Origin of the sequence: Ensifer sp. Root558 (assembly GCF_001427045.1) — a bacterium.
In the GTDB taxonomy this organism is placed as follows: Bacteria; Pseudomonadota; Alphaproteobacteria; order Rhizobiales; family Rhizobiaceae; genus Ensifer; species Ensifer adhaerens.
On sequence record NZ_LMGC01000033.1, the window covers coordinates 423,768 to 448,295 of the forward strand.

21 protein-coding genes and 1 tRNA gene are annotated in these 24,528 nt (G+C 63.6%); 12 read left to right on the plus strand and 10 right to left on the minus strand.

Annotation, left to right across the window (positions count from 1 at the left end; all coding sequences use genetic code 11):
• Positions 1-62 precede the first annotated feature (62 nt).
• Entirely contained in the window at positions 63-854 is a 792-nt protein-coding gene (locus tag ASD63_RS25990; protein WP_034803077.1) for an APH(3') family aminoglycoside O-phosphotransferase, read from the minus strand.
• Between the two features lie 231 nt (positions 855-1,085).
• On the opposite strand from ASD63_RS25990, the gene ASD63_RS25995 reads away from it, so the two are divergent.
• Positions 1,086-1,580, plus strand: coding sequence for a MerR family transcriptional regulator (locus ASD63_RS25995; protein WP_051659627.1), 495 nt, complete (start codon positions 1,086-1,088; stop codon positions 1,578-1,580).
• A gap of 202 nt (positions 1,581-1,782) precedes the next feature.
• Here the strand turns inward: ASD63_RS25995 and ASD63_RS26000 are convergent, their stop codons facing one another.
• From ASD63_RS26000 to ASD63_RS26015, 4 genes are all read right to left on the minus strand, one after another.
• Positions 1,783-5,961: a translocation/assembly module TamB domain-containing protein gene (locus tag ASD63_RS26000; protein ID WP_034802407.1), complete on the minus strand. Its 4,179-nt coding sequence runs from the start codon at positions 5,959-5,961 to the stop codon at positions 1,783-1,785.
• Between the two features lie 103 nt (positions 5,962-6,064).
• Positions 6,065-7,978, minus strand: a complete 1,914-nt coding sequence (locus ASD63_RS26005; protein WP_082572989.1) for an autotransporter assembly complex family protein — start codon at positions 7,976-7,978, stop codon at positions 6,065-6,067.
• A 257-nt stretch (positions 7,979-8,235) separates the two neighbouring features.
• Complete coding sequence (locus ASD63_RS26010; protein WP_034802403.1) at positions 8,236-9,465, minus strand: MFS transporter; 1,230 nt, start codon at positions 9,463-9,465, stop codon at positions 8,236-8,238.
• 221 nt (positions 9,466-9,686) lie between these two features.
• Complete coding sequence (locus tag ASD63_RS26015) at positions 9,687-9,944, minus strand: glycine zipper domain-containing protein (RefSeq protein ID WP_034802400.1); 258 nt, start codon at positions 9,942-9,944, stop codon at positions 9,687-9,689.
• Positions 9,945-10,374: 430 nt separating this feature from the next.
• Here ASD63_RS26015 and ASD63_RS26020 point away from each other — a divergent pair, with 430 nt between their 5' ends.
• The 4 genes from ASD63_RS26020 (at position 10,375) to hemA (ending at position 15,663) form a co-directional block, all read left to right on the plus strand.
• Entirely contained in the window at positions 10,375-10,863 is a 489-nt protein-coding gene (locus tag ASD63_RS26020) for a (2Fe-2S)-binding protein (protein WP_034802397.1), read from the plus strand.
• A gap of 99 nt (positions 10,864-10,962) precedes the next feature.
• The gene (locus tag ASD63_RS26025; RefSeq protein ID WP_034802395.1) at positions 10,963-13,308 is read left to right on the plus strand and encodes a xanthine dehydrogenase family protein molybdopterin-binding subunit; all 2,346 of its coding nucleotides are present in this window, start codon (positions 10,963-10,965) and stop codon (positions 13,306-13,308) included.
• A gap of 15 nt (positions 13,309-13,323) precedes the next feature.
• Entirely contained in the window at positions 13,324-14,121 is a 798-nt protein-coding gene (locus ASD63_RS26030) for a xanthine dehydrogenase family protein subunit M (RefSeq protein ID WP_034802393.1), read from the plus strand.
• A 327-nt stretch (positions 14,122-14,448) separates the two neighbouring features.
• Complete coding sequence (gene hemA / locus ASD63_RS26035; RefSeq protein WP_034802389.1) at positions 14,449-15,663, plus strand: 5-aminolevulinate synthase; 1,215 nt, start codon at positions 14,449-14,451, stop codon at positions 15,661-15,663.
• A gap of 45 nt (positions 15,664-15,708) precedes the next feature.
• On the opposite strand, the gene dxr is transcribed toward hemA, so the two are convergent.
• A complete protein-coding gene (gene dxr, locus ASD63_RS26040) occupies positions 15,709-16,884 on the minus strand; it encodes a 1-deoxy-D-xylulose-5-phosphate reductoisomerase (protein WP_034803071.1) in 1,176 nt (391 codons plus the stop codon).
• A 209-nt stretch (positions 16,885-17,093) separates the two neighbouring features.
• Here dxr and ASD63_RS26045 point away from each other — a divergent pair, with 209 nt between their 5' ends.
• The 3 genes from ASD63_RS26045 (at position 17,094) to ASD63_RS26050 (ending at position 18,627) form a co-directional block, all read left to right on the plus strand.
• On the plus strand, positions 17,094-17,816 hold the full coding sequence (locus ASD63_RS26045) for an META domain-containing protein (RefSeq protein ID WP_034802387.1): 723 nt from the start codon (positions 17,094-17,096) through the stop codon (positions 17,814-17,816).
• 154 nt (positions 17,817-17,970) lie between these two features.
• Complete coding sequence (locus ASD63_RS35785) at positions 17,971-18,132, plus strand: Thivi_2564 family membrane protein (protein WP_089044368.1); 162 nt, start codon at positions 17,971-17,973, stop codon at positions 18,130-18,132.
• Positions 18,133-18,258: 126 nt separating this feature from the next.
• Positions 18,259-18,627: a VOC family protein gene (locus ASD63_RS26050; protein ID WP_034802384.1), complete on the plus strand. Its 369-nt coding sequence runs from the start codon at positions 18,259-18,261 to the stop codon at positions 18,625-18,627.
• A 40-nt stretch (positions 18,628-18,667) separates the two neighbouring features.
• On the opposite strand, the gene ASD63_RS26055 is transcribed toward ASD63_RS26050, so the two are convergent.
• Complete coding sequence (locus ASD63_RS26055) at positions 18,668-18,937, minus strand: hypothetical protein (RefSeq protein WP_034802382.1); 270 nt, start codon at positions 18,935-18,937, stop codon at positions 18,668-18,670.
• Positions 18,938-19,219: 282 nt separating this feature from the next.
• Positions 19,220-19,942, minus strand: coding sequence for an SDR family NAD(P)-dependent oxidoreductase (locus tag ASD63_RS26060; RefSeq protein WP_034802380.1), 723 nt, complete (start codon positions 19,940-19,942; stop codon positions 19,220-19,222).
• Between the two features lie 112 nt (positions 19,943-20,054).
• Between ASD63_RS26060 and ASD63_RS26065 the strand changes: the two genes are divergently transcribed.
• Complete coding sequence (locus tag ASD63_RS26065; RefSeq protein WP_034802377.1) at positions 20,055-20,957, plus strand: LysR family transcriptional regulator; 903 nt, start codon at positions 20,055-20,057, stop codon at positions 20,955-20,957.
• 7 nt (positions 20,958-20,964) lie between these two features.
• Here the strand turns inward: ASD63_RS26065 and ASD63_RS26070 are convergent, their stop codons facing one another.
• Together ASD63_RS26070 and ASD63_RS26075 are read right to left on the minus strand one after the other, a co-directional pair.
• Positions 20,965-21,501 (minus strand): GNAT family N-acetyltransferase, encoded by a 537-nt coding sequence (locus ASD63_RS26070; RefSeq protein ID WP_234798714.1) that lies wholly within the window; start codon positions 21,499-21,501, stop codon positions 20,965-20,967.
• A 54-nt stretch (positions 21,502-21,555) separates the two neighbouring features.
• Positions 21,556-21,632 (minus strand) — tRNA-Arg (locus ASD63_RS26075).
• Positions 21,633-21,884: 252 nt separating this feature from the next.
• Between ASD63_RS26075 and ASD63_RS26080 the strand changes: the two genes are divergently transcribed.
• The 3 genes from ASD63_RS26080 to ASD63_RS26090 are packed head-to-tail and all read left to right on the plus strand — an operon-like array spanning position 21,885 to position 24,445.
• Complete coding sequence (locus ASD63_RS26080; RefSeq protein ID WP_034802372.1) at positions 21,885-22,781, plus strand: ROK family protein; 897 nt, start codon at positions 21,885-21,887, stop codon at positions 22,779-22,781.
• A 5-nt stretch (positions 22,782-22,786) separates the two neighbouring features.
• The gene (locus ASD63_RS26085) at positions 22,787-23,281 is read left to right on the plus strand and encodes a heme-degrading domain-containing protein (protein WP_034802370.1); all 495 of its coding nucleotides are present in this window, start codon (positions 22,787-22,789) and stop codon (positions 23,279-23,281) included.
• Positions 23,282-23,284: 3 nt separating this feature from the next.
• Positions 23,285-24,445 carry an AGE family epimerase/isomerase gene (locus ASD63_RS26090; protein ID WP_090426259.1) on the plus strand — a complete coding sequence of 387 codons (1,161 nt, stop codon included), beginning with the start codon at positions 23,285-23,287 and terminating at the stop codon, positions 24,443-24,445.
• The last annotated feature ends 83 nt before the right edge of the window (positions 24,446-24,528 follow it).

A 24,528-nucleotide genomic window follows, 5' to 3' on the forward strand; every position in this document is an offset into this window, starting at 1 on the left:
TGCGGGCCCTTTCGCTGCCCGGGCATGTGCTCTGGGTGGATTTTATGCCTGCTGCCTGACGATCAGAAGAACTCGTCGAGCAGGCAGTAGAAGTCACGTTTCTCCGAATCGTCCTTGTCGAGGCCATAGCGGGTCAGAAACGGCTGAACCCACTCCTCGCCGAGATTGTGGACGATGCTGCGGCAGGCAAGAGCGATGTCCTGGTAGGGGTCGGCGACGCCCAGCCGGCTGCAATCGATGAAGCCGGAAAACCGGCCGTTCTTCTCGATGATGTTCGGCAGGCAGGCGTCGCCATGGGTGACGACGAGTTCGCCGGGTTGGGGCACGCGCGCCTGCAGTTCGGCAAAGAGATCCGCCGCCGTTCGGCCGAGCCGCGTCTCGTCAAAGTCGCTTTCATCGATCACGCCTGCCTGGGTGCGCGCCTTCGCGATGGCGATGCGCTCTTCGATCCGGTGATCGAAGGGGCAGTTGGCGATATCCAGCGCATGCAGTTGCTTCAGCGCGTCCGCGAGGATGACGATCTGGTCCTTGGGCGAGAGCGTCGTGGAGGCGAGGTCCGTCCCTTGCACTGCTTGCAGCAGCAGCCAGTTCGTCTCCGCGCCGAAGGCACGAGCGATCACCCGCGGGCAGGGCAAGTCCTTTGATGCCAGCCAATCAAGCCGCGCCGCCTCGTCGACGAACTCGCTGAACGGGCCGGCTTCCTCGAGCTTCAGCACCAGCATGGGTCGATCGGGCGCCTTTAGAAGAAAGATGCTCGAGTCGGATTGCCCGAGCAGATCACGGTTCCACTGATAGCCAGCGACAAGAGGGCGGAATGGTTCGGGCAGTTCGGGACGCGGAAAAGAAGAGGGCAAGGCAATCACCTGAAAAAAGGAATGAAACAACGGGGCGCGCGGTCGCGCCTGGATGCCGATGTAGGTTTGGCAAAGTGGCATTTCCACGGAGCGGTCCCGCAAGTTTTGACGGCGCGTGCCGGTAAATCGCCTTTCACGGTGCGTCTTCGCCAAATCTCCATCAAAGCTTCGCAAAGCCCGCTCGGGTCGACCGCAAAGTCACCTTTTTAGAAGTGTTTCGAAGAGGTGCTCATGGGCGTGAACCACAATGAACTGCTGTCGGCGGCCGAATGCGCCGACCGTCTTGGCCTTACCATCCGCGCTCTCAAGGTCTATGAGGACCGCGGCCTGATCACGCCGCGGCGGACGGAGAAGAAGTGGCGGCTCTATGGTGCGGTCGAAATCGCGCGGCTGACCGAAATCATGGCTTTGAGGCGGCTTGGCCTTAGCCTCACCCGGATTACCGAAATGCTCGCCGGTACTGCGCCGGCCCTCGGACAAACGCTAGCCGTCCAGCAATCGGCGTTCTTGGACCTGCGCGACCGTGTCGAACACAGCCTGTCCTTGATCGATGCGGCGCTCCAGAAGATCGAGCGCGGCGATGCCCTGTCGATCGACGAACTCCTCATGCTCGCCCGAAAAACCGAGATGACCGGCCTGTCACCTGACGCCGTCGCATGGAACCGCTACGAGCTGACGCGCCCACGCCGCGAGGTCTCCTTCGTCCCCGAGAATGGCTGGGCCTGAAACAGGCGCAAGAAGGGCAGCGCGCTCCGCGCCGATGACATGCGACCGATCACGGCTTCAGACGCCGCCGGTGCCTCCAAAAGACCATAGTGAGTTTGCTGTCGAGCGGGCAACACAGGGGCTCTGGAGCCGGTGGATCGCGATCGACCCACCGGCTTCCTTGTCATGCGGGCGGGACAGGCGTGTTTACGCCCGCCGCCGCTCAATATTCCTTTTCGAAGAAGACGCCGCCCGAGGCCGAACCGTCGCCGGCGGCCGAGCCCTTGAGCTTCACGCCCTTGCCGACATCGAGATTGATGACCGCCTTGCTGGAGGCGGAATCGGAGCCCTGCTGCAGCTCGATATAGGTGCGGTCGTTGAGATACTTGCCGGCGCGCACGGAGGCGCCGCCATTCTCGTCGGTGGTGACGTCGAGATCGTCGACGCCGAGCTTGTTGCGCAGGCCGTCGAGCAGCGAGGTCGATCCGCCACCGGCAAGCTGGCTGACGGCCGAGGCGAGCTGGGCGATCTGGAAGGCCGAGAGGTTTGACAGCGACCGGTTGAAGATCAACTGCGCCAGGATTTCGTCCTGCGGCAGCGCCGGGGAGGAAGAGAAGGCGATCTGCGGATTGTTGGCGAGGCCCGCGACCGCGACGGTGATGGTGGTCGCGCCGACGCTGGAGGTCGCCTTGAGGTCGAGCGTCGGGATCAGGTCACCGCCAAAGCCGATATTGCCGTCGGTGAAGGTCAGGCGCTTGCCGAGGATTTCGAGCCGTCCGCGACGCATCTCAAAGCCGCCGGAAACAATTGGCTGCACGGCGGTGCCACGGATCGTCAGGTCGCCGCCAAGCTCCGCGTCGATGCCGCGGCCGCGCACGAAGATCTGGTGGGCGTTGACGCCGAGATCGAAGGCAATCACGCCGCTGGCATTGGCACCTGCGGCCGGCACTTCGTCCTTGCGCAGGTCCTTGACCATCTTCCGCACCTTGGGCGGCGCATTCTTGTGCTTGATGTCGATGGCCGAAAGCGACGTCGGCAACTTCTCCGGAATGGTGATCGATGCCTTGCGGATCGTCACCTTGCCGCCGAGCGTCGGGGTCGCGACCAGGGGACCGGTCAAGGTCATCTCGCCGGCAACGTTGGCGTTGAACAGGGTGCCATCGACGTAGGTCGCGTTGTTCAGCTTGATCGTCAGGTTGGCCGGGAAGCCGGAACCGGGTACGGTGCCGACGGTACCGCTGGCTTCGACCGAGCCGCCGGTCGCGAGATTGGCCGAGAGCCTGGAGATCGTCGCCTGCTTGCCATCGAGCGCGACATTGGCGGTCAGGTCGTTGAGCGCCAGGTTGCGACGCACGTCGACGAGGCGCCCGCCTGACGTGGTGATCGTGCCGGCGATCTGCGGCGCCTTCGCGGAACCGGAGATTGCCACATCGACATTTGCCTGGCCCGTCAGCGTGAAGCCTTTCTCCGCCATCAGGTTGGCGATGAGGGCGAAGGGGACGTTGCCACTGAACTTCATCGCGATCGGCATGTTGCCGCCGATGTCGACATTGCCGCCGCCCTTGAAGGAAAGTCCGCCGGCGCCCGAAAGCGTCGTATCGAGCGTCACTTTGTTGTTGGCAAAATTGCCGTCCGCCGTGACATCGAAGGCCGCAACGCCCGCGGTGCGGGCTGCCGCGAGCGAGGCGCCCGACCATTTGAGGTCGTAGGCGACGACCGGGGCAGACGCTGCGCCCTCGACATCGACGGTGCCGGCGATCGTGCCCTCGGCGCCAAGATCCGGCGCAAAGGCGTTGACCAGTGCTGCGGGCAGGGCGTTGAGCTTCGCAGTGATGTCGAGCTTTTCGCCAGCCGTGCCGTTGACGGCGATCGTACCTTTCGATGCCTGGATCGTCAGCGCGTTGAGACGGACGGTGCCGCTTTCGATGGCAATCACCGTCGGCTGCGCCAGTTTCAGGGCAATGCCCTTCGGCGTTGCGCCAAAGGATGCGAGGCGGATTTCCGTGCGGCCCTTGGCGCTCGCAAGGTCGCCCTTCACCGTCAGCGGTCCGCCGTCAAATTTGCCGTCGACGGCAAAACCGGTGCGGCCGGCTCGTTGCTCGAAATCGACGGCAAGTCCGGAAACACGGTTTTCGCCCTGCGCCACCGTTTCGGCGCGGATGCTGCCCTTGATCGCCAGGGCCGCGAGGTCGGCGATGGTGATGTCGGCGGTCGGCCTGGAGATGGTCAGCTGGTCGCGTTTGATGCCGCTGCCGCCGGCCTTGACGACGACGGAGGTGATGCCGTTTTGGGTCTTGATGGCCGCCGAGCCGTTGAGGTCGCCGGAGGCCTTCTGCCCGGCCATGGCGGCCAAGAGGCCGAGATCGGGCAGGTCGAAGCTGACCGTGCCGTCCGGCTTGAAATCGGGGGTGAAGCTGATTGCCCCGGTCAGCTTGTTCTCGCCGATCCTGGCCTCGAGCACCGGGATTGCGGTCTGGCCATCCTTCGAGACGACGTCGGCCTTGACGTCGATGGCCTGGCCGTCGAGTGCACCGGTCGCCGTCAGGCTTGCCTGCGGGCTCGAAGGGTTGGCCTTGGCGTCGGCCTTGACGTTGAGGTCGCTGAGCGTGCGTCCGGCCAGTGTCGCGCCGCTCGACGTCAACTCGGCCTTGATGCCGAGTTCCGAAAGCGGGCCGGTCACGGCGGCGGTAAAGTCGGCCTTGCCCTTGGCATCGGCAAGCAGCTTGCCGAGATCAGGCAGGGTACCCCTAAGGTCGGCCGTCAGGTTGCTCTGCGCGAGCGCAACGGTGCCGGCGGCCTCGATCGTGCCCGACTTGAGCTCGAGGCCCTCCACGGTGACGCCGCCGTCGGTTGCCGTCTTCACTTCGCCCGAGAGTGCGATCGTGCCATCGAATTTCGCGGCGGCCGCCGGCGGCAACGCGTCCGGAATGGCGAAGAGCTTGAAGGCCGCGAAAACCGTGTTCTCGTCGCGATAAAAGGCGCCGGTGAGCGAACCGCCGATACCGGGGCTTTCGATCGTCACCGGGTTGAAGGCGATGTTTTCCTTCGTCACGGAGAGGATTGCGTCCACCTTCAGCGGCACCTGGACCAGGCGGGCGAGGTTGGGGTCGTTGAAGCCGGCTTCGCCCACCTCGATTGCCGCCTTCACCGGACCGGATTGCGCCTGGAGATTGAAGCCGTCGCTGCGTGCCGAAAGCTTGACTGCGCCAAGCGCCACGTCGGGCACCGCCAGGGAGGTGACGTCTGCGGTGAGATCGAGGATCGCGGCTTGCGCGTCGCCGATCAGCGAGAAATCGACGGCATTGATCTTGGCCTGCGCTTCACCCTTCTGCAGCGGCCAGCGGAAGTCGACAGGGCCGTTGGTGCCGGCAAGCCTGGCCTTGAGGTTGTTCTCGCCCTTGCTGTCGTAAGTACCGAAAGCGGCAAAGGAGAGCGCGCCCGTTGTCACATGAGCCTTGTCGACCTGAACCAGCCCCTGGTCGTTGAACGCGGCGGCGATGTCGAGACTGGTGTCACCCTCGAACATCGGGCGCAGCGCCGGCGGCATCAGCGAGCCGAAACCGCCGCCGCCGTTAACGGTCAGCCGGTGCATTCCGTCGGGCGTCTGGACGTGGCGACCGTCGAGCTTGAGAATTTCGCTGCCGTCGAGTGCGGCCGTGGCGCTGCCGACCCAGTCGGAAAGCGGGCCTTCGCCGGTCAGCTTGATGTTGACTGCGGGCTCGTTGGGCAGGCGAAGCAGCTTTGCCAGCACGCCGTTGTTGGGCTCGTCCACGGTCGCCTCGAGCTTCAGCTCGTTGCCTGCCGGATTGAAGACGATATCGGCAACCGCGCGCGCTTCCGGCCGGTCGCGCTGGGCGGCCGCAAGCTGAAGGGCGATGCTTTCGTTGGTCGCGTTCACCTTGCCGCTGGCGGTCAGGAACTGGTCCTCGCCGGCGATCGCCTTGCCGATGATGATCTCCTTGAGATCGATCGCGTCGATCTTGACGTCGACGGGAAGCGCAAAGGTCGAGCGGACTTCCTTGGTCTCGGTGGAGGGGATCGGCAGGCGCTCGACGCGCACCGAGCCGGCCGAGAGCGCCGCGGCTTCGAAGCGGAAGGAGAGAAGGGCGGCGGGCGACCAGGTGAGATCGAGGTCGCGCACTTCGGCATAGACGCCCTCGCCATCGAACAGCGTGATGCTTCCGGCCGTGAACTTGCCGGTCAACAGCGCGCTCGGATCGGCGATCCGCACGATCTGGTCAGGGGTTGCCGCATACTTCTCGATTGCCCAGGCGACGAGCCTTGCGCCGGGTGTGGTGAAGCCCACGAAGGCGACGAGAAGAAGGGCAACGACCGCAATCACGCCAAGCACACGAAGGCCATAGCGCAGCGTCGCGCGAAGGAAGCGGACGACCTGATTCATGATCTACCCATAACGCAAGTTGCTCCCAAGCGGAATCTCCGCCGGCAGAAACTATCCGGCAATGGCGGCGATTTGCCGGTTCTGATGGAAGAAACGGCCCGGATCAGAAGGATTGGCCGATACCGGCATAGATGCCGTACTTGGTGCCGCCGGGATATTTGTTAAGCGGAACGGCAAAGTCGAGGCGGATCGGGCCGAAGGGCGTGGCGTAACGCAGGCCGATGCCGGCGCCGGCGCGGATGTCGGAGAAATCCGGCGTCGTCTTCGCAGACACCGTACCGGCGTCGATGAAGGGAACAACCCCGATCGTGTCGGTGATGGCGATGCGGGCTTCGAGCGAGGCGTTGACATAGGAACGTCCGCCGGTCTCCTCGTTGTCGGAATTGCGCGGGCCGATCTCCTGGTAGGAATAGCCGCGTACCGAGCCGCCACCGCCGAGGTAGAAGCGGCGGTTGGCAGGAATGTCTTCGAGCCCGCTGCCGCCGACGAGTATGCCGGCGCCGATCTTGCCGGCAAGCACGAAGCGCTTCTCGTCGCCGAGCGCATGGTAACCGGATGCCGAGGCTTCGAAGGACGAGAAGAAGGTCTGCCCCTTGATTTCGTAGCTCGGCTTGGCGTTGATCATCGCCCGGTAGCCTTCGGTCGCGTTCAGCTTGTCGTTGCGGGTATCGCGCACATATTCGAGCGGGATCGCGGCCGTCAGATAGGAGTTCGAGCCGAAGGCGTCGTCGATGTTGGCCCAGCTGAGCTCGCCGCCGCCTGAGACGGTGTCGGTGTCCGAGAGCTCGAAGGTGGCGCCGGCCGCTGCCGTCAGGATCTTGGCGCGGTAGGCGTCTGGGTCCTGGATGTTGGCCTTGACGCTCGCGGTAAAGGTGGAAGCCGGGCCGAAGGCACCGGGTTTGGCAAACAGGATGCCAACCGAATAGTCGAGCTTGTCCAGTTCCTTGGTCTCGCCGATGCGGTCGACCGATCCTTCGATGCGCAGCGATTCGGCGCGGCCGAAAAGGTTGCGGTGTCCCCAGTAGCCCGAAAGCCCGAGGCCGTCGGTGGTCGAGACCTGGGCGCCGAAGCCGAAATACTTGTGCTTGCCTTCGGACACCTCGATCTTCATCGGGAGAGATCCATCGGGCGAAAGCGCATTGGCTTCCTTGATGGTGACGCTCGAGAAGACGCCGAGCTGGCGCAGGCGCTCGGAGGCTTTGCGGATGTCCGCGGGCGAATAGGGACGGCCTTCGTTGAGGCGTGAGTAGTCGCGCACGAAACCCGGGTCGACGGTCTTCGTTCCGTCGACGCTGACTTCGCCGACTGGGGCAACCGGGCCGCCGCTGGCGCCGATGACGATGTCGACGGTCGAGTTGGCGTGGTTGGCGACAGCGCTGCGTTCGGTGAGCTTGGCCAGGGGGCGACCCTGCTCGCGCAGATCGTTCACGACCTTTTCGCCGGCCTTGATGATCAAGGTGGAATCGGCACGCGCGCCGCCGGGCAGGCCGTAATCAGCGGGACTGAAACCGGCCGCATCGCCTTCGAACTTGACGGAACCGACGTTGAAGACCGGACCCGGCGTCACGGTGACGGTGACCGGAATCGGCTTGCCATCCGGGAAAGACGGATCCGGCGGCAGACTGTCGATATCCTGGCCGTTGATGCGGATCGCGATGGTGCCGCCGTAGCGGGCCTTTTCGTAGAGTGCGGCAAGCAGCCGGTCGCGGTCGTCACGCGCCCGAATTGCCAGGCCAAGATCGCCGGAGACAGGCTTTTCCTGGCCCTGCACGAGCTGCGAGCTGTTTTCCAGCGCTTCCTTCAGTTCCTTGTCTTCGGTGCCGGCGTCGAAGGTGAGGGTATAGTTGACCGGGTCGATGACCGGCGCCTCTTCCTCGTCGCTCTCGAAAAACTTCATGCCGAAGAGCTTGAAGGCATAGGCCTTCTCGGCGGAAAGCGGGCCGAGCGCGCACGAAAAGGCAACAGCAAGCGAAGTCGCTGCCTTCCAGTACGCAATACTCGACCGTGGTGGGGACATTCGCTTCCGCATCCCGTCTTCAGGCGACCCAATACAAACTGCCTGCTTATGCGGCTGGGTCACTATCGCATGCCTAAGGTTTTCCATCTGTTAACGATGACGATCCGCTGCATCCACCCCTGATGCCGAATTTCGGTGCCGATTCCGTCGAAAAAGCGCGGAAATGTTGTCGGCGCAGCACAACCACCGCCGACAACCAGCAGGGCGCTGCGCCTTTTGGGAGGCTTAAATGCCGCCTTGTCCGCTGTATCGAGCCGCTACGCGGCCTCGGGCAGCGCCCGCAATTGCGGTACGCCGGAAGCGATGATGACGAGGAACTGGATGAGGAAACCGACCGCTGCGACGGCAAGGCACGCCTCGACGCCGAAGCGTGTGGCGACGACGGCGCCGAGCGCTGCACCGATCGGCCGGGCGCCGAAGGTGGCGGTGGTGATGAAGGCCGATACGCGCCCGAGCATCGCATTGGGGGTGACGGCCTGCCGCAAAGTGAGCGTGGCGATCGACCAGAGCACCGGGCCGGCGCCGAACAGGAAGAAGCTCAGACCGGCAAGGGCGCCTGAGGGAATCCAGATGGTCGAGAGCATCACGGCCGCAGCCGTCAACCCGCCGAGCGGGCCGAGGGCGATCATCAGGCCGAAGGGGATCCGGCGCGCAATGGCGGGGGCTGCGAAGGCGCCGATCATCATGCCGGCGCCATAGATGCCAAGCGTGATGCCGACGCCGGTCGCCGTCAGCCCGAGGGTCTGAATGGCATAGGCGACATAGACCGCCTGCAGCACGAACCAGGCCGTGTTGAAGACGATGGCGGTCACCAGAATGGGCCTGAGCAGCGGGTGGCCGCCCAGGAACCGGGCGCCTTCGGCGAGATCCTGAAGGAGGTTGCGCCTGGGAGCGGTCGGTTGCTGCTGGTCGCCAAGGCCGGCGAGCAGGACGACAGAGAGAAGGGACAGGGATGTGGCGGCGACATAGGCGAGCGATGCGCCGGTCCATGCGACGATCGCGCCGCCGATCGCCGGTCCGCCGGAATAGGCGAGACTGCGGGCGAGCTCCAGCCAGCGATTGGCGTCGGCGAGTTGGTGACGGGGCACGATCGCCGGCACCAGGGCTGGGGCGGCGACATTGTAGCAGACCGTGCCAATGGCGCCGACGAAGCCCATGACGGCGAGCAGCGGCAGCGACAGCAGGCCGCCGAGCATCAGCAACAGCGTGGCAACCAGCGACAGCGCGCGCAGCATTTCCGAGGAGACCATCAGCCTGCGCCGCGATGCGCGGTCGGCAACGAGACCGGCGGGAATGGAGAGCAGAAGGAATGGCAGCGTCTGCGCCATCTGCAGCCATCCGGTTTCCGCAGGGCCTGCGGCGAGCAGAAGCACGGCGGCGAGCGGAGCGGCGGCCAGCGCCATCTGCTCGGAAAACTGTGCGAACAGGTTGGACCAGCCGATGCGCTTGAAGGCCGGTGGCAGGGTGTCGCGTGGTGGGTTTGGCATGGAAGAACCTCGATCATGAAACGTCGAGGTCAGCAGACGAGATTGCTTCGGCGGTTGCCACCCGATTTCGGCGCCTTCGTTGGCCGCTGCGCGTTGTGTGCGGCAGAGGATGCGGTTGCCGCAACGAAAAACCCCCTCAGGGCGGTCAGCCGTGAGGGGGAAACATCAAACCAGACCGTCGGGCGGCTCAAGCTGCAGCCGACGGCAGGCTGCCTGTCGCCTTAGCGCGGGCAGGAGTCGATGTAGCGGCGGCCGTAGCGGTCGCGATAGTAGCACTGGCCGGGCTGCTCGGTGACGTTGCCGATGACTGCGCCGGAAACACCGCCGATTGCCGCGCCGACTGCAGCGCCACGGACGTCGCCGGTAACAGCGCCGCCGATGATCGCGCCGGAAACGGCACCGATGCCGGCGCCCTTTTCCGTCTGGGTGCAGCTTGCGACCGCCAGGGCGACCAGCACAAGTGCGATGGCTTTCTTCATGTTGTTCTCTCCGATGTCTACGGATCTCAAGCCTATCGCTCAGTCCGTCCCGTGGATGATGGCGAAGCCGGGAACATCCCGCTCCACCGGAACTTGCGGTTCGGAAAATACGCGGTCCCCATCGAAAGTCTACGGGAGCGCTGCGGTTTCTTCCTGCCGGCAAGATAATGATATCGTTCCTGAACGGGACATGAAGGCAGTTCCCTTCGGCACAACCGGCGTGGAAAAATTTTGTCGTTCGGCGGGCAGGGGCGGTTGCGGCATTCCAAAAAAAGACAAATGATACAAACAAGCCTGCGAAAATCCGGAGGAGCGGATCCGTGGGCGACGGGCATCGATATCAGTTGGCGCGTACCCTAGTCGCGTGAACCATCTCACCCGACTTTCCGGCCGCGCTCGTGTTGGCATTGACCGACCCCGGAGGAGCGAAATGGCGAAAGTAACAATGACGGTCAACGGCCGTCAGGTGAGCGGTCATTGCGACGACCGCACATTGCTGGTGCAATTCATACGCGAAAATCTCGGACTGACCGGCACCCATGTCGGCTGCGATACCTCGCAGTGCGGCGCCTGCGTCATCCATATGGACGGAAAGTCGGTCAAGAGCTGTTCCATCCTCGCCGCGCAAGCCGCAGGCTCTACGATCACCACCATCGAAGGGCTGGCGGCCGATGGCGAACTGCATCCGGTGCAGGCGGCCTTCAAGGCCAATCACGGCCTGCAATGCGGCTTCTGCACGCCCGGCATGGTGATGACGGCCGTCGACATGATCCGCAGGCATCAGGGTCAATTGGACGAGGCGACGGTGCGCGCCGAGCTCGAAGGCAACATCTGTCGTTGCACCGGTTACCACAACATCGTGAAAGCGATCCTTGCCGCCGCCGCCGAGATGAGCGGCGCCCGTGTGGCCGCAGAATAGCGGCAGAACGGGGGCGGGATCTCGCCCCTGACGCATGTCACTCAGGACCGATGCATGGCCGTCGGGACTGTCGCTGGATATCTCGGGAGGAGATAGGCAATGGGCGTTGAAGGCATTGGCGCGCGCGTGGCGCGCAAGGAGGACAAGCGGTTCCTGACCGGCAAGGGCCGCTATACGGACGACATGTCCGTGCCGGGGATGAAATATGCGGTGTTCGTGCGCAGCCCGCATGCGCATGCGAAGATCCTCAAAGTCGACGGGTCGGCGGCGATCGGCATGCCAGGCGTGATCGGCGTGCTCGACGGCAAGCAGTTGCTCGCCGATGGTATCGGCAACCTGATCTGCGGCTGGATGATCCATTCCAAGGACGGATCGCCGATGAAGATGGGCGCCTGGCGGCCGCTCGCGCACGAGACCGTGCGATACGTCGGCGATGCTGTGGCGATCGTCGTTGCCGACAGCGTCGCCGAGGCGCGTGATGCTGCCGAAGCCGTCGTCGTCGAATACCAGGAGCTTCCCGTCGTGATCGACGCCTCAAAGGCGCTTGAGGCGGGACAGCCGCAGCTTCACCCGGAAGCGCCTGGTAACCTGATCTTCGACTGGCAGATCGGCGACGAAGCGGCGACCGACAAGGCGATCGGCGCTGCGGCGCATGTCACCGAAATCACCATCCACAACAACCGGCTTTCGCCCAACCCGATGGAGCCGCGTGCGGCGCTCGGCATCTACGACGCCGGAGACGACCACTATACCTGCTACACGACCAGCCAGAACCCGCATGTGGCGCGGCTGGTGATGAGCGCCTTCTATAATGTCGCGCCGGAAAACAAGCTGCGGGTGATCGCGCCCGATGTCGGCGGCGGCTTCGGCTCGAAGATCTACATCTATCCGGAGGAGATCGTCTGTCTCTGGGCGTCGAAGCGCACCGGCGTGCCGGTCAAATGGACGTCGGACCGCACCGAAGCGTTCCTCACCGATGCGCATGGTCGCGACCATGTGTCGAAGGTGAAGATGGCCTTTGACGCCAACAATCGCATCATCGGGCTCAAGGTCGATACGATCGCCAATCTCGGCGCTTACATGTCGCTGTTCTCCTCGGCGGTGCCGACTTATCTCTATGCGACGCTGCTCTCCGGGCAGTACGACATCCCGGCGATCCATGCGAATGTGCGCACCGTCTATACCAACACCGCGCCCGTCGACGCCTATCGCGGTGCCGGGCGGCCGGAGGCGACCTATCTCTTGGAACGCACGATGGAGACGGCGGCCCGCGAACTCGGCGTCTCGCCTGCCGAATTGCGTCGGGTCAATTTCATCCGCTCCTTCCCGCACCAGACGCCTGTCATCATGAACTATGACGCCGGCGACTACGACGCTTCGCTCGAAGCGGCGATGAAGGCGGCCGACTGGAACGGCTTTGCCGGTCGCAAGGCGGAAGCCGCCGGTCGCGGCATGAAGCGCGGCATCGGCATGAGCTGTTACATCGAGGCCTGCGGCATCGCACCGTCGGCAGCGGTGGGTTCGCTCGGTGCTGGCGTCGGTCTTTGGGAATCGGCCGAAGTGCGGGTCAACGCCGTCGGTACGATCGAGGTCCTGACCGGCTCGCACAGCCATGGCCAGGGCCACGAGACGACCTTTGCCCAGCTTGTCGCCGACCGCTTCGGTGTGCCGATCGACAGCGTCAACATCGTGCATGGCGATACCGACAAGGTGCAGATGGGCATGGGCACCTATGGTTCTCGTTCCGGTGCCGTCGGCATGTCGGCCGTCGTCAAGGCGCTCGACAAGGTCGAAGCCAAGGCGAAGAAGATCGCCGCACATCTGATGGAAGCGGACGAAAGCGACATCGTCATCGAAAACGGCGAACTGAAGGTCGCCGGCACCGATAAGGCCGTGCCGTGGTTCCAGATGGCGCTTGCCGCCTATACCGCCCACAATCTGCCGGCCGGCATGGAGCCGGGGTTGAAGGAAGGGGCCTTCTACGACCCTGCCAACTTCACCTTCCCGGCCGGCTGCTACATCTGCGAGGTGGAGGTCGATCCGGAAACGGGCCGAACCAAGATCATCCAGTTTGTCGCGGCCGACGACTTCGGCAACATCATCAACCCGATGATCGTCGAGGGACAGGTGCATGGCGGCATTGCCCAGGGCATCGGCCAGGCGCTGCTCGAGGGCGTGCACTACGACCCATCCGGCCAGCTGCTGACGGCGAGCTACATGGATTACGCCATGCCGCGCGCCGACGATCTGCCGTCATTCCAGGTCTCGACCTCGAACACGCCCTGCCCGAACAATCCGCTGGGCATCAAGGGCTGCGGCGAGGCCGGCGCCATCGGCTCGCCACCGGCGCTGATCAACGCCATCACAGATGCCATTGGCAACAACGCACTTACCATGCCGGCGACACCGCAGAAGGTGTGGGCGGCGGCGCACGCGGCCAAGTGAACGGGAGGACACCTCATGTACGAGACCCAATATCACCGGGCGTCCTCGGTTCAGGACGCCGTCAGCCGAATGGATGCGGCCGGCGAAGGCAAGTACGTCTCCGGCGGCATGACCCTCATTCCGACGATGAAACAGCGGCTGGCGTCGCCGAGCGATCTGATCGACCTTCGGCACATCGCCGAGATGCAGGGCATCTCAGTCAACGGCCGATCCGTGCGGATCGGCGCGGCCACGACCCATTATGACGTCGCCTCGTCGGCGGCGCTCAAAGCCGTCTGTCCGGCGATCTGCAGCCTTGCCAGCCATATCGGCGATCCGCATGTGCGACACATGGGCACGATCGGCGGCTCCATCGCCAACAACGATCCGGCGGCGGATTATCCGGCAGCGATGCTCGGGCTCGGCGCGACGATCGTGACCAACCGGCGGGAGATCGCGGCCGACGATTTCTTCACCGGTCTGTTCGAAACGGCGCTGGAAGACAGCGAGATCGTCGTCGCGGTCAGCTTCGACGCCCCGGCAAAGGCCGCCTACCAGAAGTTCGCCAACCCGGCCTCGCGCTACGCGATGACCGGTGTCTTCGTCGCCAAGCGCGACAATGGCGAGGTCCGGGTCGCGGTCACGGGTGCGGGCGCAAATGGCGTTTTCCGTCAGGCGGAGATGGAGGCAGCCCTTGCTGCCAACTGGACGCCGGATGCGCTTGGCAATATTAGCGTCGATGCCTCGGAGCTGCTCTCCGACATTCACGCGGATGCGGCCTATCGCGCCAATCTGGTGAAGGTCATGGCCAAACGCGCCGTTGCGGCGGCATGACCAGCCTTCGCCGTCACACCAACATCGAAAAAGGGCGGCTTCGGCCGTCCTTTTTTCATCCTTGCTTGACTTCGATCAAGCTTGACGTGATGAACATGCACTAAGGCTTTCTTTGGAATGTTTCAAAACTAGGGCTGTTCCCGTTGAAACGGTTTCAGTGAAAGCAGCGAAGATGCTCAGGCTCAAAAATGCTAGATCATCTCGGATGCACTCGCTGGGAAGGCAGCGCGTCAAGGGCCTTTTGCCGCAGTTGGCAGATGCCGGGCATTCCGAGGTTGACCCCAGGTCGCTTTGATTGAAGAAAGCGGCCGGGCACTGGAGAAAATGATGGATTTCGAGAATTTCTTTAAGAACGAGCTGGACGGGCTGCATCAGGAAGGCCGCTACCGGGTTTTCGCAGACCTCGCCCGTCATCGCGGCCAATTCCCGAAGGCCGCGCGCCATACGGCTGAAGGCGTTCAGGAAGTCACCGTCTGGTGTTCGAACGACTATCTCGGCATGGGCCAGCATTCTGTCGTCACCGAGGCGATGAAGCGCGCCATCGACGAATGCGGCGCCGGCGCCGGCGGCACCCGCAACATTTCCGGTACCAACCATTACCACGTCCTGCTTGAGCGCGAGCTCGCGGACCTGCATGGCAAGGAATCGGCGCTGCTCTTTACTTCGGGCTACGTGTCCAACTGGGCCGCGCTCGGAACGCTCTGTTCCAAGATTCCCGGTGTTATCGTCTTCTCGGACGCCGGGAATCACGCTTCGATGATCGAGGGGATCCGTCACTCCAAGTGCGAACGCGTCATCTTCAAGCATAATTCGGTCGCTGACCTCGAGGCCAAGCTCGCTGCCGCCGATCCGCGTGCGCCGAAGCTCATCGCTTTCGAGTCCGTCTATTCGATGGATGGCGACATCGCGCCGATCAAGGAATTCTGCGACCTCGCCGACAAGTACGGCGCCATGACCTATCTCGACGAAGTGCATGCGGTCGGCATGTACGGTCCGCGCGGCGGCGGCATTGCCGAGCGCGAAGGCCTGATGCACCGCCTGACGGTGATCGAAGGCACGCTCGGCAAGGCTTTCGGCGTGATGGGCGGCTACATCACCGGCTCAGCCGCACTCTGCGACTTCATCCGCTCGTTTGCCTCCGGCTTCATCTTCACGACGGCGCTGCCGCCGACGCTTGCCGCCGGTGCGCTCGCCTCGATCCGCCACCTGAAGGAAAGCCAGGTCGAACGTTTCGCGCACCAGGAGCGTGTGCGTCGTCTGCGCTCGCTGCTCGACCAGCGCGGCATTCCGCACATGCCGAACCCGAGCCATATCGTGCCGGTCATGGTTGGCGACGCTGCCAAGTGCAAGTGGATCTCGGATCTCCTGCTCGACAATTTCGGCGTCTACGTGCAGCCGATCAACTATCCGACGGTGCCGAAGAAGACCGAGCGCCTGCGCATCACCCCGACGCCGCTCCATTCGGATGCCGACATCGACCATCTCGTCGGCGCGCTGCATTCGCTGTGGTCGCGCTGTGCGCTGGCCCGCGCTGTCGCGTAAGGCCAATCTTGCCGGCGCCATGCGCGCCGGTCAGAAAGCTCTGAATTACCGAAGCAGCCCGGCCGCCAAGTGCCGGGCTTTTTCGTCGGCGGCAAAGACGTCGTCCATCGTTGCGGCCGCCGGCAGGTCGGCAAGCTTGTCCATGACCTTTTCGACGATCTCTGCCATGGCGAGAAAGCCGGTGCGGCCGGCGATGAACGCGTCGAGCGCGGTTTCCTTGGCGCCGTTGAGGACCGCACCCTGCACGCCGCCTTCGACCATGGCGCGCCGCGCCAGGCGGATGGCAGGGAAGCGCACTTCGTCCGGCGCCTCGAAATCGAGGCGCGACAGCTTGGCGAAATCGAGCCGCTCGATCGGCAGGCTGCAGCGGCTCGGATAGGAGAGCGCATAGCCGATGGCGGTGCGCATGTCCGGGCAGCCGAGCTGGGCGAGCACCGATCCGTCGGTATAGCCGACCATCGAGTGGATCACCGACTGCGGGTGCACGATCACCTCGACCTGCGCGGGTTCGAGCGCGAAGAGGTGCTTTGCCTCGATCATCTCCAACGCCTTGTTGAACATAGAGGCGCTGTCGATCGAGATTTTCAGCCCCATCGACCAGTTCGGATGGGCGCGCGCCACGTCCGCCGTCACGTGACGCATTTCTTCCAGCGACTTGGTGCGGAACGGGCCGCCGGAAGCGGTCAGGATGATACGCTCGACCGCATGGCGCTGGTGTTCTTCCAGAACCTGGAAGATGGCATTGTGTTCGCTGTCGACCGGAAGCAGCCGACCGCCGCCTTTCTTCACCGCGTCGATGAACAGACTGCCGGCGGAAACCAGGCACTCCTTGTTGGCAAGCGCGATGTCGGCGCCGCGGCGGGCCGCGGCAAGCGTCGGCGCCAAGCCGGCATTGCCGACAATCGCCGCCATCACCCAGTCCGCGTTGCGCTCGGCCGCCTCGATCAGGCCGCTCTTGCCGGCGGCAACCTGAATGCCGGTGCCGGCGAGCGCGGCCTTCAGGTTTTCGTACTGGCTATCGTTGGCGGTGACGGCGAGTTCGGCGCGAACTTTCACGGCCTGCTCGGCGAGCAGGGGAATGTTGCCGTTGCCGGTGACGGCGACGACGTCGAAGCGCTCACGGCCGCCAAGGCGCTCGATAACGTCGAGCGTGTTGGTGCCGATCGAACCGGTCGAGCCGAGGATCGTCAGTCGGCGCTTCGCACTGTCGTGGGATGCCATGCCAATACCCATGTTCTTCTTTTCGGACGGAATGCCCGGCTGAGCCTTCGCCGCGGGCGCATGATCTTCACGAGATCGATCCGAGTCTTTTATGTTGTTTGCTAGGCTCTACAGGCGAAATCCGCCGGCAACAAGGGTGCGGTCTTCATTCCGTCTCGTCCGCAGGCTAAGAATTGGGTGCCTTGAGTCGGGGTCCGGAGGAGTTCGCGATGCTGAAAATCATAACCGCCGTTTCCTGCGCCTGTGTCGCGATCGAAATGGCATCGATGCAGCCGGTTGCGGCGGAAAACGTGCCGCCGCAGCTCGTCGCCACCTGGCTTGCCGAAGATATCGGTGGGGGTGGGGTCATCGACAATCTCCAGTCGACCCTGGAGATCCGCGAGGACGGGACCTATGGCGGCATGGCCGGCTGCAACCATTTCACCGGTACTTTCAGTCTCTCCGGCTCGAAGATCACCTTCGGCCCGGCGGCATCGACACGCAAGATGTGCGTGCCCGCGGTGATGAACCAGGAGCAGAAGTTCCTCAAGGCGCTCAGCAACGAGCTTTCCTGGTCGGTGGAAGGATCGAAGCTCGTGCTTGGCAAGGCCGGCGGCGGCATCGCCCTGAAACTGGCGTCTATGACGGCAGCGTCTGGAGGCGCCGACGTGACGATCCGCGTTCCCGGCGCCGATGCGGTGGACCGGCAATCGGTCCGCTACGACTGCGGCGGCAAGGCGATCGAGGCGGAATACATCAATGCCGGCCCGGTTTCGCTGGTGACCTTCACCATCGACGGCACATTCGTCGTTGCCTCAAACGTGATAGCTGCGTCCGGAGCCAAATATGCCGGCGGGCAATATGTCTGGTGGACGAAGGGCGAGGAAGCAACGCTGTATGATGCCACCAAAGGCGACGAGGATCGGGGAACCGCCTGCAAGCCGGCATCCTGAGCCGGCTTCTCGCCTGAGCGGAAACACCAGGCTCGGCCTGCGCCTGGGTGAACGAGTGGCATAAGTTGTCGCCTCGATTGGAACTTTTTCCTTCGCGTCCTAGTTACAATCCCGACGCCATCGCGGCGCTGTTGTGTGAAAATGGGAGTGTTCCATGGGGCTGCTTATCGGAATTCTGATTACCTTCCTCGTCATCGTGCTGGTGCTCTATCTCGTCCAGCGTCTGCCGCTCGACGCGCGCGCCAAGCAGATCGTCCAGATCATCGTCATCATCATCGGCATCATCTCTCTGTTGAAATATCTCGCCGTCTTCTGATGTGTCGCCTTCCAGCCAAAGGCCGCCGGATCGCAAGGCCCGGCGGCCTTTGGCTGTCCGGTTGATGCTGACAGGATCTGACAGCGGCAGTGCCTAGGGTCCGGGCATCGAAAAGGAGACCCGACGATGCTGTCACCGAACCTCATCCTGCTCTATGTCGAAGACCCAACCGGAAGCGCTGCCTTCTATACCGGCCTGCTTGGACGCGAACCTGTTGCATCCTTCCCGACCTATGTCGCCTTCCAACTCGAAAACGGGCTGACGTTCAGTCTCTGGTCCACCGGTGCACGGGATTTCGTTTCGTCGGGAAGCGGTCACCGCTCTGAAGTCGCCTTCATGGTGAAGGACGATGTCGAGGTCGAGCGCCTTTATGCGGAATGGCGCAGCAAAGGGATCACGATCGAGCAGGAGCTGAAGACGGCGGTCTTCGGCCGCACCTTCGTCGCGCTTGACCCGGATGGCCATCGGCTGCGCGTGTGCAGGCCCGATGATTGAAATCATCAGGTTTTGGTGGACCGAACGCGGATAGCAACGCTTATTGCGCGGCCGTCGGCGCTCTGCGGTCAAGGATGGCCTGGAACAGGGCGGCCTGACGCTCGGTCGCAGCGCGGATCGCGCTGAGCTGCCGCAGCATCGAGCCGAAAGCCGCGAGAAGTATGCCGCTCAGGATCGCGCTCAAGGCCCAAGGGAGCATGACGAGCGCCCGAAGCTGCGCCGTTGCCGGATCGGCAACGAGCAGCGCGATCGCGGCGGCCAGAGCGGCCAGGATGATGACGATGCCGATGATTTGCAGAAGCTTACCCATGGTGTCCTCCCGTCATGCGCGCACCGTCAGGCAGACTGCATCTCCTGTCAAGCCAGCCGCCCAGCGCGGCAACCTTGCGATCGTGATCGAAGGAACGGGACCGGCCCAACAAAAAAGGCCGGGGCAAACCCGACCTTCCTCATCACCTTCCGTCGATGCCAGTTCATCCGTGGTCATCAGGAAGATGTGAGTGTTGTTTAGCTGTCGTTCGTGACAGGCGCATGACGTCAGCGCGTTTCTTTTCCCCTGCGCTGCTCTGCGCCAGCAACGGGCGCTCCCACTCTACCATTTGCCCAGATGCGCGCCGCCGTCCACGTTCAGCACCTCCCCGGTTATGCGCGGCGCCCTGGTCAGGAACAGGACGGCATCCGCGATCTCGGCCACGCTGGAAATGCTGTGCATCGGCGAGAGCGTGTTCAGGAAATCCCGCGGGTTGTCCTTGTGGAGCGGCGTGTCGACGACACCGGGGGCCACGACGTTGACGCGGATTCCGTCCCTTGCGTATTCCATGGCGATGTTCTTCGAGATCGCGTTGATGCCGCCCTTGGTCAGCATGGCGACCGAAGCGTTCATGCCTGCAATCGGTCTGTCGGCAAGGGGTGTCGTGATGCTGACGATGCTGCCGCCTCTTTTCTGCGAAAGCATCTGCTTGATCACAAGCTGGGTCGTGTGGAGGAATCCCTCGATGTTGGTGGCGCTCAGCTGCCGGTAGTCTTCGGCGGTGTAGTCGACGAAGGGCTTGGTGAAGAAGATGCCGGCATTGTTGACGAGCGCGTCGATCGAGCCGAACCGGGCGATCGCGGTTTCGACCACGCGTTTCGCCGTCTCCGGATCGCCGATATCGCCGTCGACCCGGGCCAGCCGGTCCGATTCGGTGATTTCGCGCGATTGGCTGACATTGCGCGAGGTTGCGACGACGCTGTAGCCCTCTGCCAGAAAAGCGTTTGTGAGGCCCGCGCCGATGCCCTGGGATGCACCGGTGATGATGGCGACTTTGTTTGTCATCTGATCTCTCCGTGGATGGACGGTTTCGGTGAGATCAATATGGCTGCTGCCAGATTGTGCGATTAGGCGGAAATATCTGGAATTACTTTTCCAACGATGCAAAAATCTTCCCATGGTCGATCTGAACGATATCGCGGTCTTTGCGGCCGTTGCCCAATTCGAGAGTTTCAGCCGGGCGGCACGTTCGCTCGGCATGCCGGTCTCCACCGTCAGCCGCAAGGTCACGGCGCTCGAGGAGCAACTGGGCGTCACGCTCATCCAGCGCACGACGCGCAAGCTCAGTCTCACGGCGCAGGGGCGCGCCTATTATGCGGAATGCGGCGAACCGCTGAAGCAGCTTCGCGACGCGGAGCGGGTGCTGAGCGAGGCGCAGAGAAGACCGGAGGGGTTGCTGCGGGTCACCGTTCCCATGACCCTCGGGCAGCCGCCCTTCTTTGATTTCCTGTCCGCATTTCTGAAGACGTATCCCGAGATCGAGGTCGATCTGCTCGTCACCAATATGTTCATGGACCTCGTTGCCGAAAACATCGACGTCGCAGTGCGGTTCGGAGACTTGCGCGATTCGTCGCTTGTCGCGCAGCGTTTGGGTCGAAGCACCCATTTCCTGGTGGCCGCACCCGGCTATCTCGACAAACATGGCACCCCATCGCGACCCGAAGACCTGAGTGGCCACCGCTGTGTCCTGGTCAATGCCCGGGGCAACGAGGCCGAATGGCATCTGGTAAAGGGTGGCGAAGCGGCCAGCCTGCGTGTGACCGGGGCGGTGTCGGTCCACGATATCCAGTCGGCGAGTGCCATGACCGAGCGCGGCCACGGCATCGGCCGGCTCCCGCCGATCTTCTGCGACAGCCTGCTTGCGAGCGGCAAGCTTCTGCGCGTGCTTCCGGGATGGTCCGCGCCGGATGTCTTTGTGCATGCGGTCTATCCGACGCGGCGCTTCCTGCCATCGCGGCTGCAGGTGTTTCTGCAGGAACTCAAAGCCTGGCGCGGCCCGGCGTGGCAGCCGCTTCGGTGAGCGTGCGTTAGGGCATGATCTCCTCGAGCTTCTGCGCAAAGGCGCTGAAGCCGGCGCGGCGATAGGTAGCCTGCGCCTTCGGGTGATCCCATTCGTCCGTATGTAGCCAGATCCGGTTTGCACCTCGGTCCCAGACGGCGCGCAGCGCGCTATCGAGCAGAAATGGCCCCAGCCTTTGGCCGTAAACATCCGGGATCAGGCCGAAATGGGTGAGCTCGACATCCTCGGTATCGGCGCGGTCGAATTCACAGAGCCCGACTGCGCGGCCATCCAGCCGGAGGATGTAGAGGATCGTGGAGGCGCTTCTGAGAAAGTTGTCGAGATCGGCCGTCGGCATGCGCAGCCGCTGATCCCAGCGCAACGGTTCGCCGACGGCGCGATAGAGCGAAAGAAACGCAGCGGCATCCGGACGTTCGGACGCGACCACCGCTTGCGCGATCGGTGCCGGAAACGCATCGTCCGCCGGACGTTCGAGCATTTCCATATAGGTCACGAGCAGATGAACCGTGTTTTCTCCGGAGGGGGTTGCTTTGCTGTCATCCACGGCGTCAGCACGGCGTGCGCCGCGTCCAATTCGATTAAGGGGGGTCTTGGAGAATGGTGATCCCGCCGCGATTCGAACGCGGGACCCCCAGATTAGGAATCTGGTGCTCTATCCTGCTGAGCTACGGGACCACTTGAATAGCACCCATACAAAAGCAAGGGCTCTTCGCCAAGTGTTTTCGCGTGCGTGCCCGAGGAAATGCAGGCGGCGGCGAGCTTGGGTGGTCTCGTCCGGGTGGTGTCCCGACGCGGACCGGCAGGCTTGAAAACGACGATGAAACGGGGGCTGGTCTTCCATGTCCTCCGAATGCTAAGCAAAGCAAGCGCCGGCCCGAGGAAGCTGGCGCTCCCCATTGAGTCCTTCATCAGAGACCTGATCCACATATGTTCATCGGAATAGATTGGGGCGGCACGAAAATGGAAGTCATCGCGCTTGGCCGCGATGGCGAAACACGCGCCCGTCATCGCGTCTCGACCCCGACCAGCGGCTATGACGATTGCATCCGCGCCGTTCTCGATCTCGTTGCTGCCGCCGAGCAGACGGCGGGCGAACAGGGCTCGATCGGCATCGGCATTCCCGGCAGTCCCAATCCGCGCACCGGAATCGTGCGCAATTCCAATGCGGTGCTGATCAATGGCAAGCCCCTTGGGCGTGACCTCGAAACGGCGCTTGGCCGCCCGGTCCGGCTTGCCAACGACGCCAATTGCCTGGCGGTCTCGGAGGCGGTCGATGGCGCCGGCAAGAATGAGCATGTGGTCTTCGGCGTTATCGTCGGCACTGGCCATGGCGGCGGCCTTGCGATCGACAAGAAGGTGCACGCCGGCTACCAGGGCGTTGCCGCCGAGATCGGCCATTATCCGCTGCCCTGGATGACGCAGGACGAATATCCTGGCCACAAATGCTGGTGCGGCAAGCACGGTTGCCTCGACATGTATGCCTGCGGCACGGGTGTCGAGCTCGACTATCGCCTGACGACCGGCGTCGAGAAGCGCGGGCGCGATATCATCGAGGCGAAGCGGGCGGGCGATCTGGTTGCAACGGGCGTCTATGAGCGCTTCGTCGACCGGCTGGCGCGCAGCCTGGCACTGCTCACCAACATCGTCGACCCGGATGTCTACGTGCTTGGCGGCGGCATGTCGAATGTCGACGAGATCTACCAGGACGTGCCGCCACGGGTGGTCAACTACCTCTTCGGCGACACGTTCGAAACCCCCATCCGCAAGGCCCTGCACGGTGACAGCTCCGGCGTGCGCGGTGCGGCCTGGCTCTGGAAGGACTGACCCCCATGAATATCGACAAGGACCTCGCCCGCATCGCGCGGCAGGAACAGGAATTGCAGTTCGAGCGCTTCGATCTCGATGCGGCGTGGGAGCTTGGCTCACTGCTGCGCAAGATGGCGGCCGAGCGCAAGCTTGGCGTCGTCATCGACATCACGCTCTTCTCGATGCAGGTGTTCTATGCCGCGCTCGACGGGGCGACGCCGGATAATCCGAACTGGGTGCGCCGCAAGCGCAACACCGTGTTCCGCCTGTTCAAGAGCAGCTATGCCACCGGCCGCGAGCTGGCCAAGGCGCAGACCAATCTGCAGGCCAAGCTCGGCCTTGCCGATGCGGATTATGCGGCGCACGGTGGCAGCTTCCCGATCGTCGTCAAAGGTACCGGCTGTATCGGTGCCGTCACCGTATCCGGCCTGCCGCAACGCGAGGACCACAACATGGTGGTCGAAGCGCTCTCGGCCCTGCTCGGCAAGGATCATGGCGCCTTGAAGCTCGAGGACTGAGAATTGGCATTGGATATAATTTCGCGATCACGCGTGCTGTCGGATTGGCTGGCAGACAAGGCCCTGCCGCTCTGGCGCGACAAGGGTGTCGATCATTCAGGCGGCTTCGTCGAGACGATCGATATGGCAGGCGAGCCGACCCGCGCCAACCGGCGTGCACGCGTTCAGCCGCGGCAGGTCTACTGTTTCGCCGAGGCCGGGCGGCGCGGCTGGTCCGGTGATTGGCGCGGTGCCGCCGAAGGCGGGCTTGCCTATTTCGATCGCATTTTCAAGCAGCCGAGCGGCTTTTACGGCGCGCTCGCCGATGCCGACGGCATTCTGCTCGATCCGTCCTTTGACCTCTACAACCAGGCCTTCGCGCTGCTTGCCTTCGCCTATCTGGGCGAGGTCGTGCCGGCCCGCAAGGCCGAGATGATCGAGCGCAGCAATGACCTTCGCTCGCGGATCGAGGCGCATGTCAAGCATCCGGTCGCCGGCTTCGAGGAAGACAATCCCTCGCGCCTGCCGCTCTGCTCCAATCCGCATATGCATCTTTTTGAGGCGTGCCTGGCGAGCGAGACGGTCGAGGGCTTCGATCGGGTTGGCTGGGCGAACCTCGCCGACGAAATTGCGCATCTGGCGATGGATTATTTCATCGATGCCGAGAGCGGTGTGCTGCGCGAATTCTTCGATCACGACTGGGCGCCGATGGCAGGCGAAAAGGGCCGGATCGTCGAGCCTGGACATCTGTTCGAATGGGCGTGGCTGCTTTTGCGCTGGGCGGAGCGCCGCGGCAGCGCCGAGGCGATCGTCAAGGCCCGGCGGCTGTTCGATATCGGTGAGGCCCACGGCATCTGCGCGAACCGCAACGTCGCGATCATGACGCTTCTCGACGATCTGTCGGTGGCCGATCCGATCGCGCGGCTTTGGCCGCAGACCGAGTGGCTGAAGGCGGCCGTCCGCTTTGCCGCACTCACCAATGGTGCCGAGCGCGAGCGTTATCTTGCTTCGGCCGCGCGAGCAGCGGCGGCCCTTCAGACGTTTCTGGCGACGCCGGTTGGGGGCCTTTGGCGCGACAAGCAGAAGGCCGACGGCACCTTCGTCGAGGAGCCGGCGCCGGCGAGCAGCTTCTACCATATCCTCTGCGCCATTTATGAAACCGAGGACTGCCTAGCCCGGATCTGATTTGCCGATCCAGAGTATCGCTTTCGTTAAGGCCCGTCGCGATTGCGGCGGGCCATTTTCTTTGCTCCGAGGGGTAAATGTGA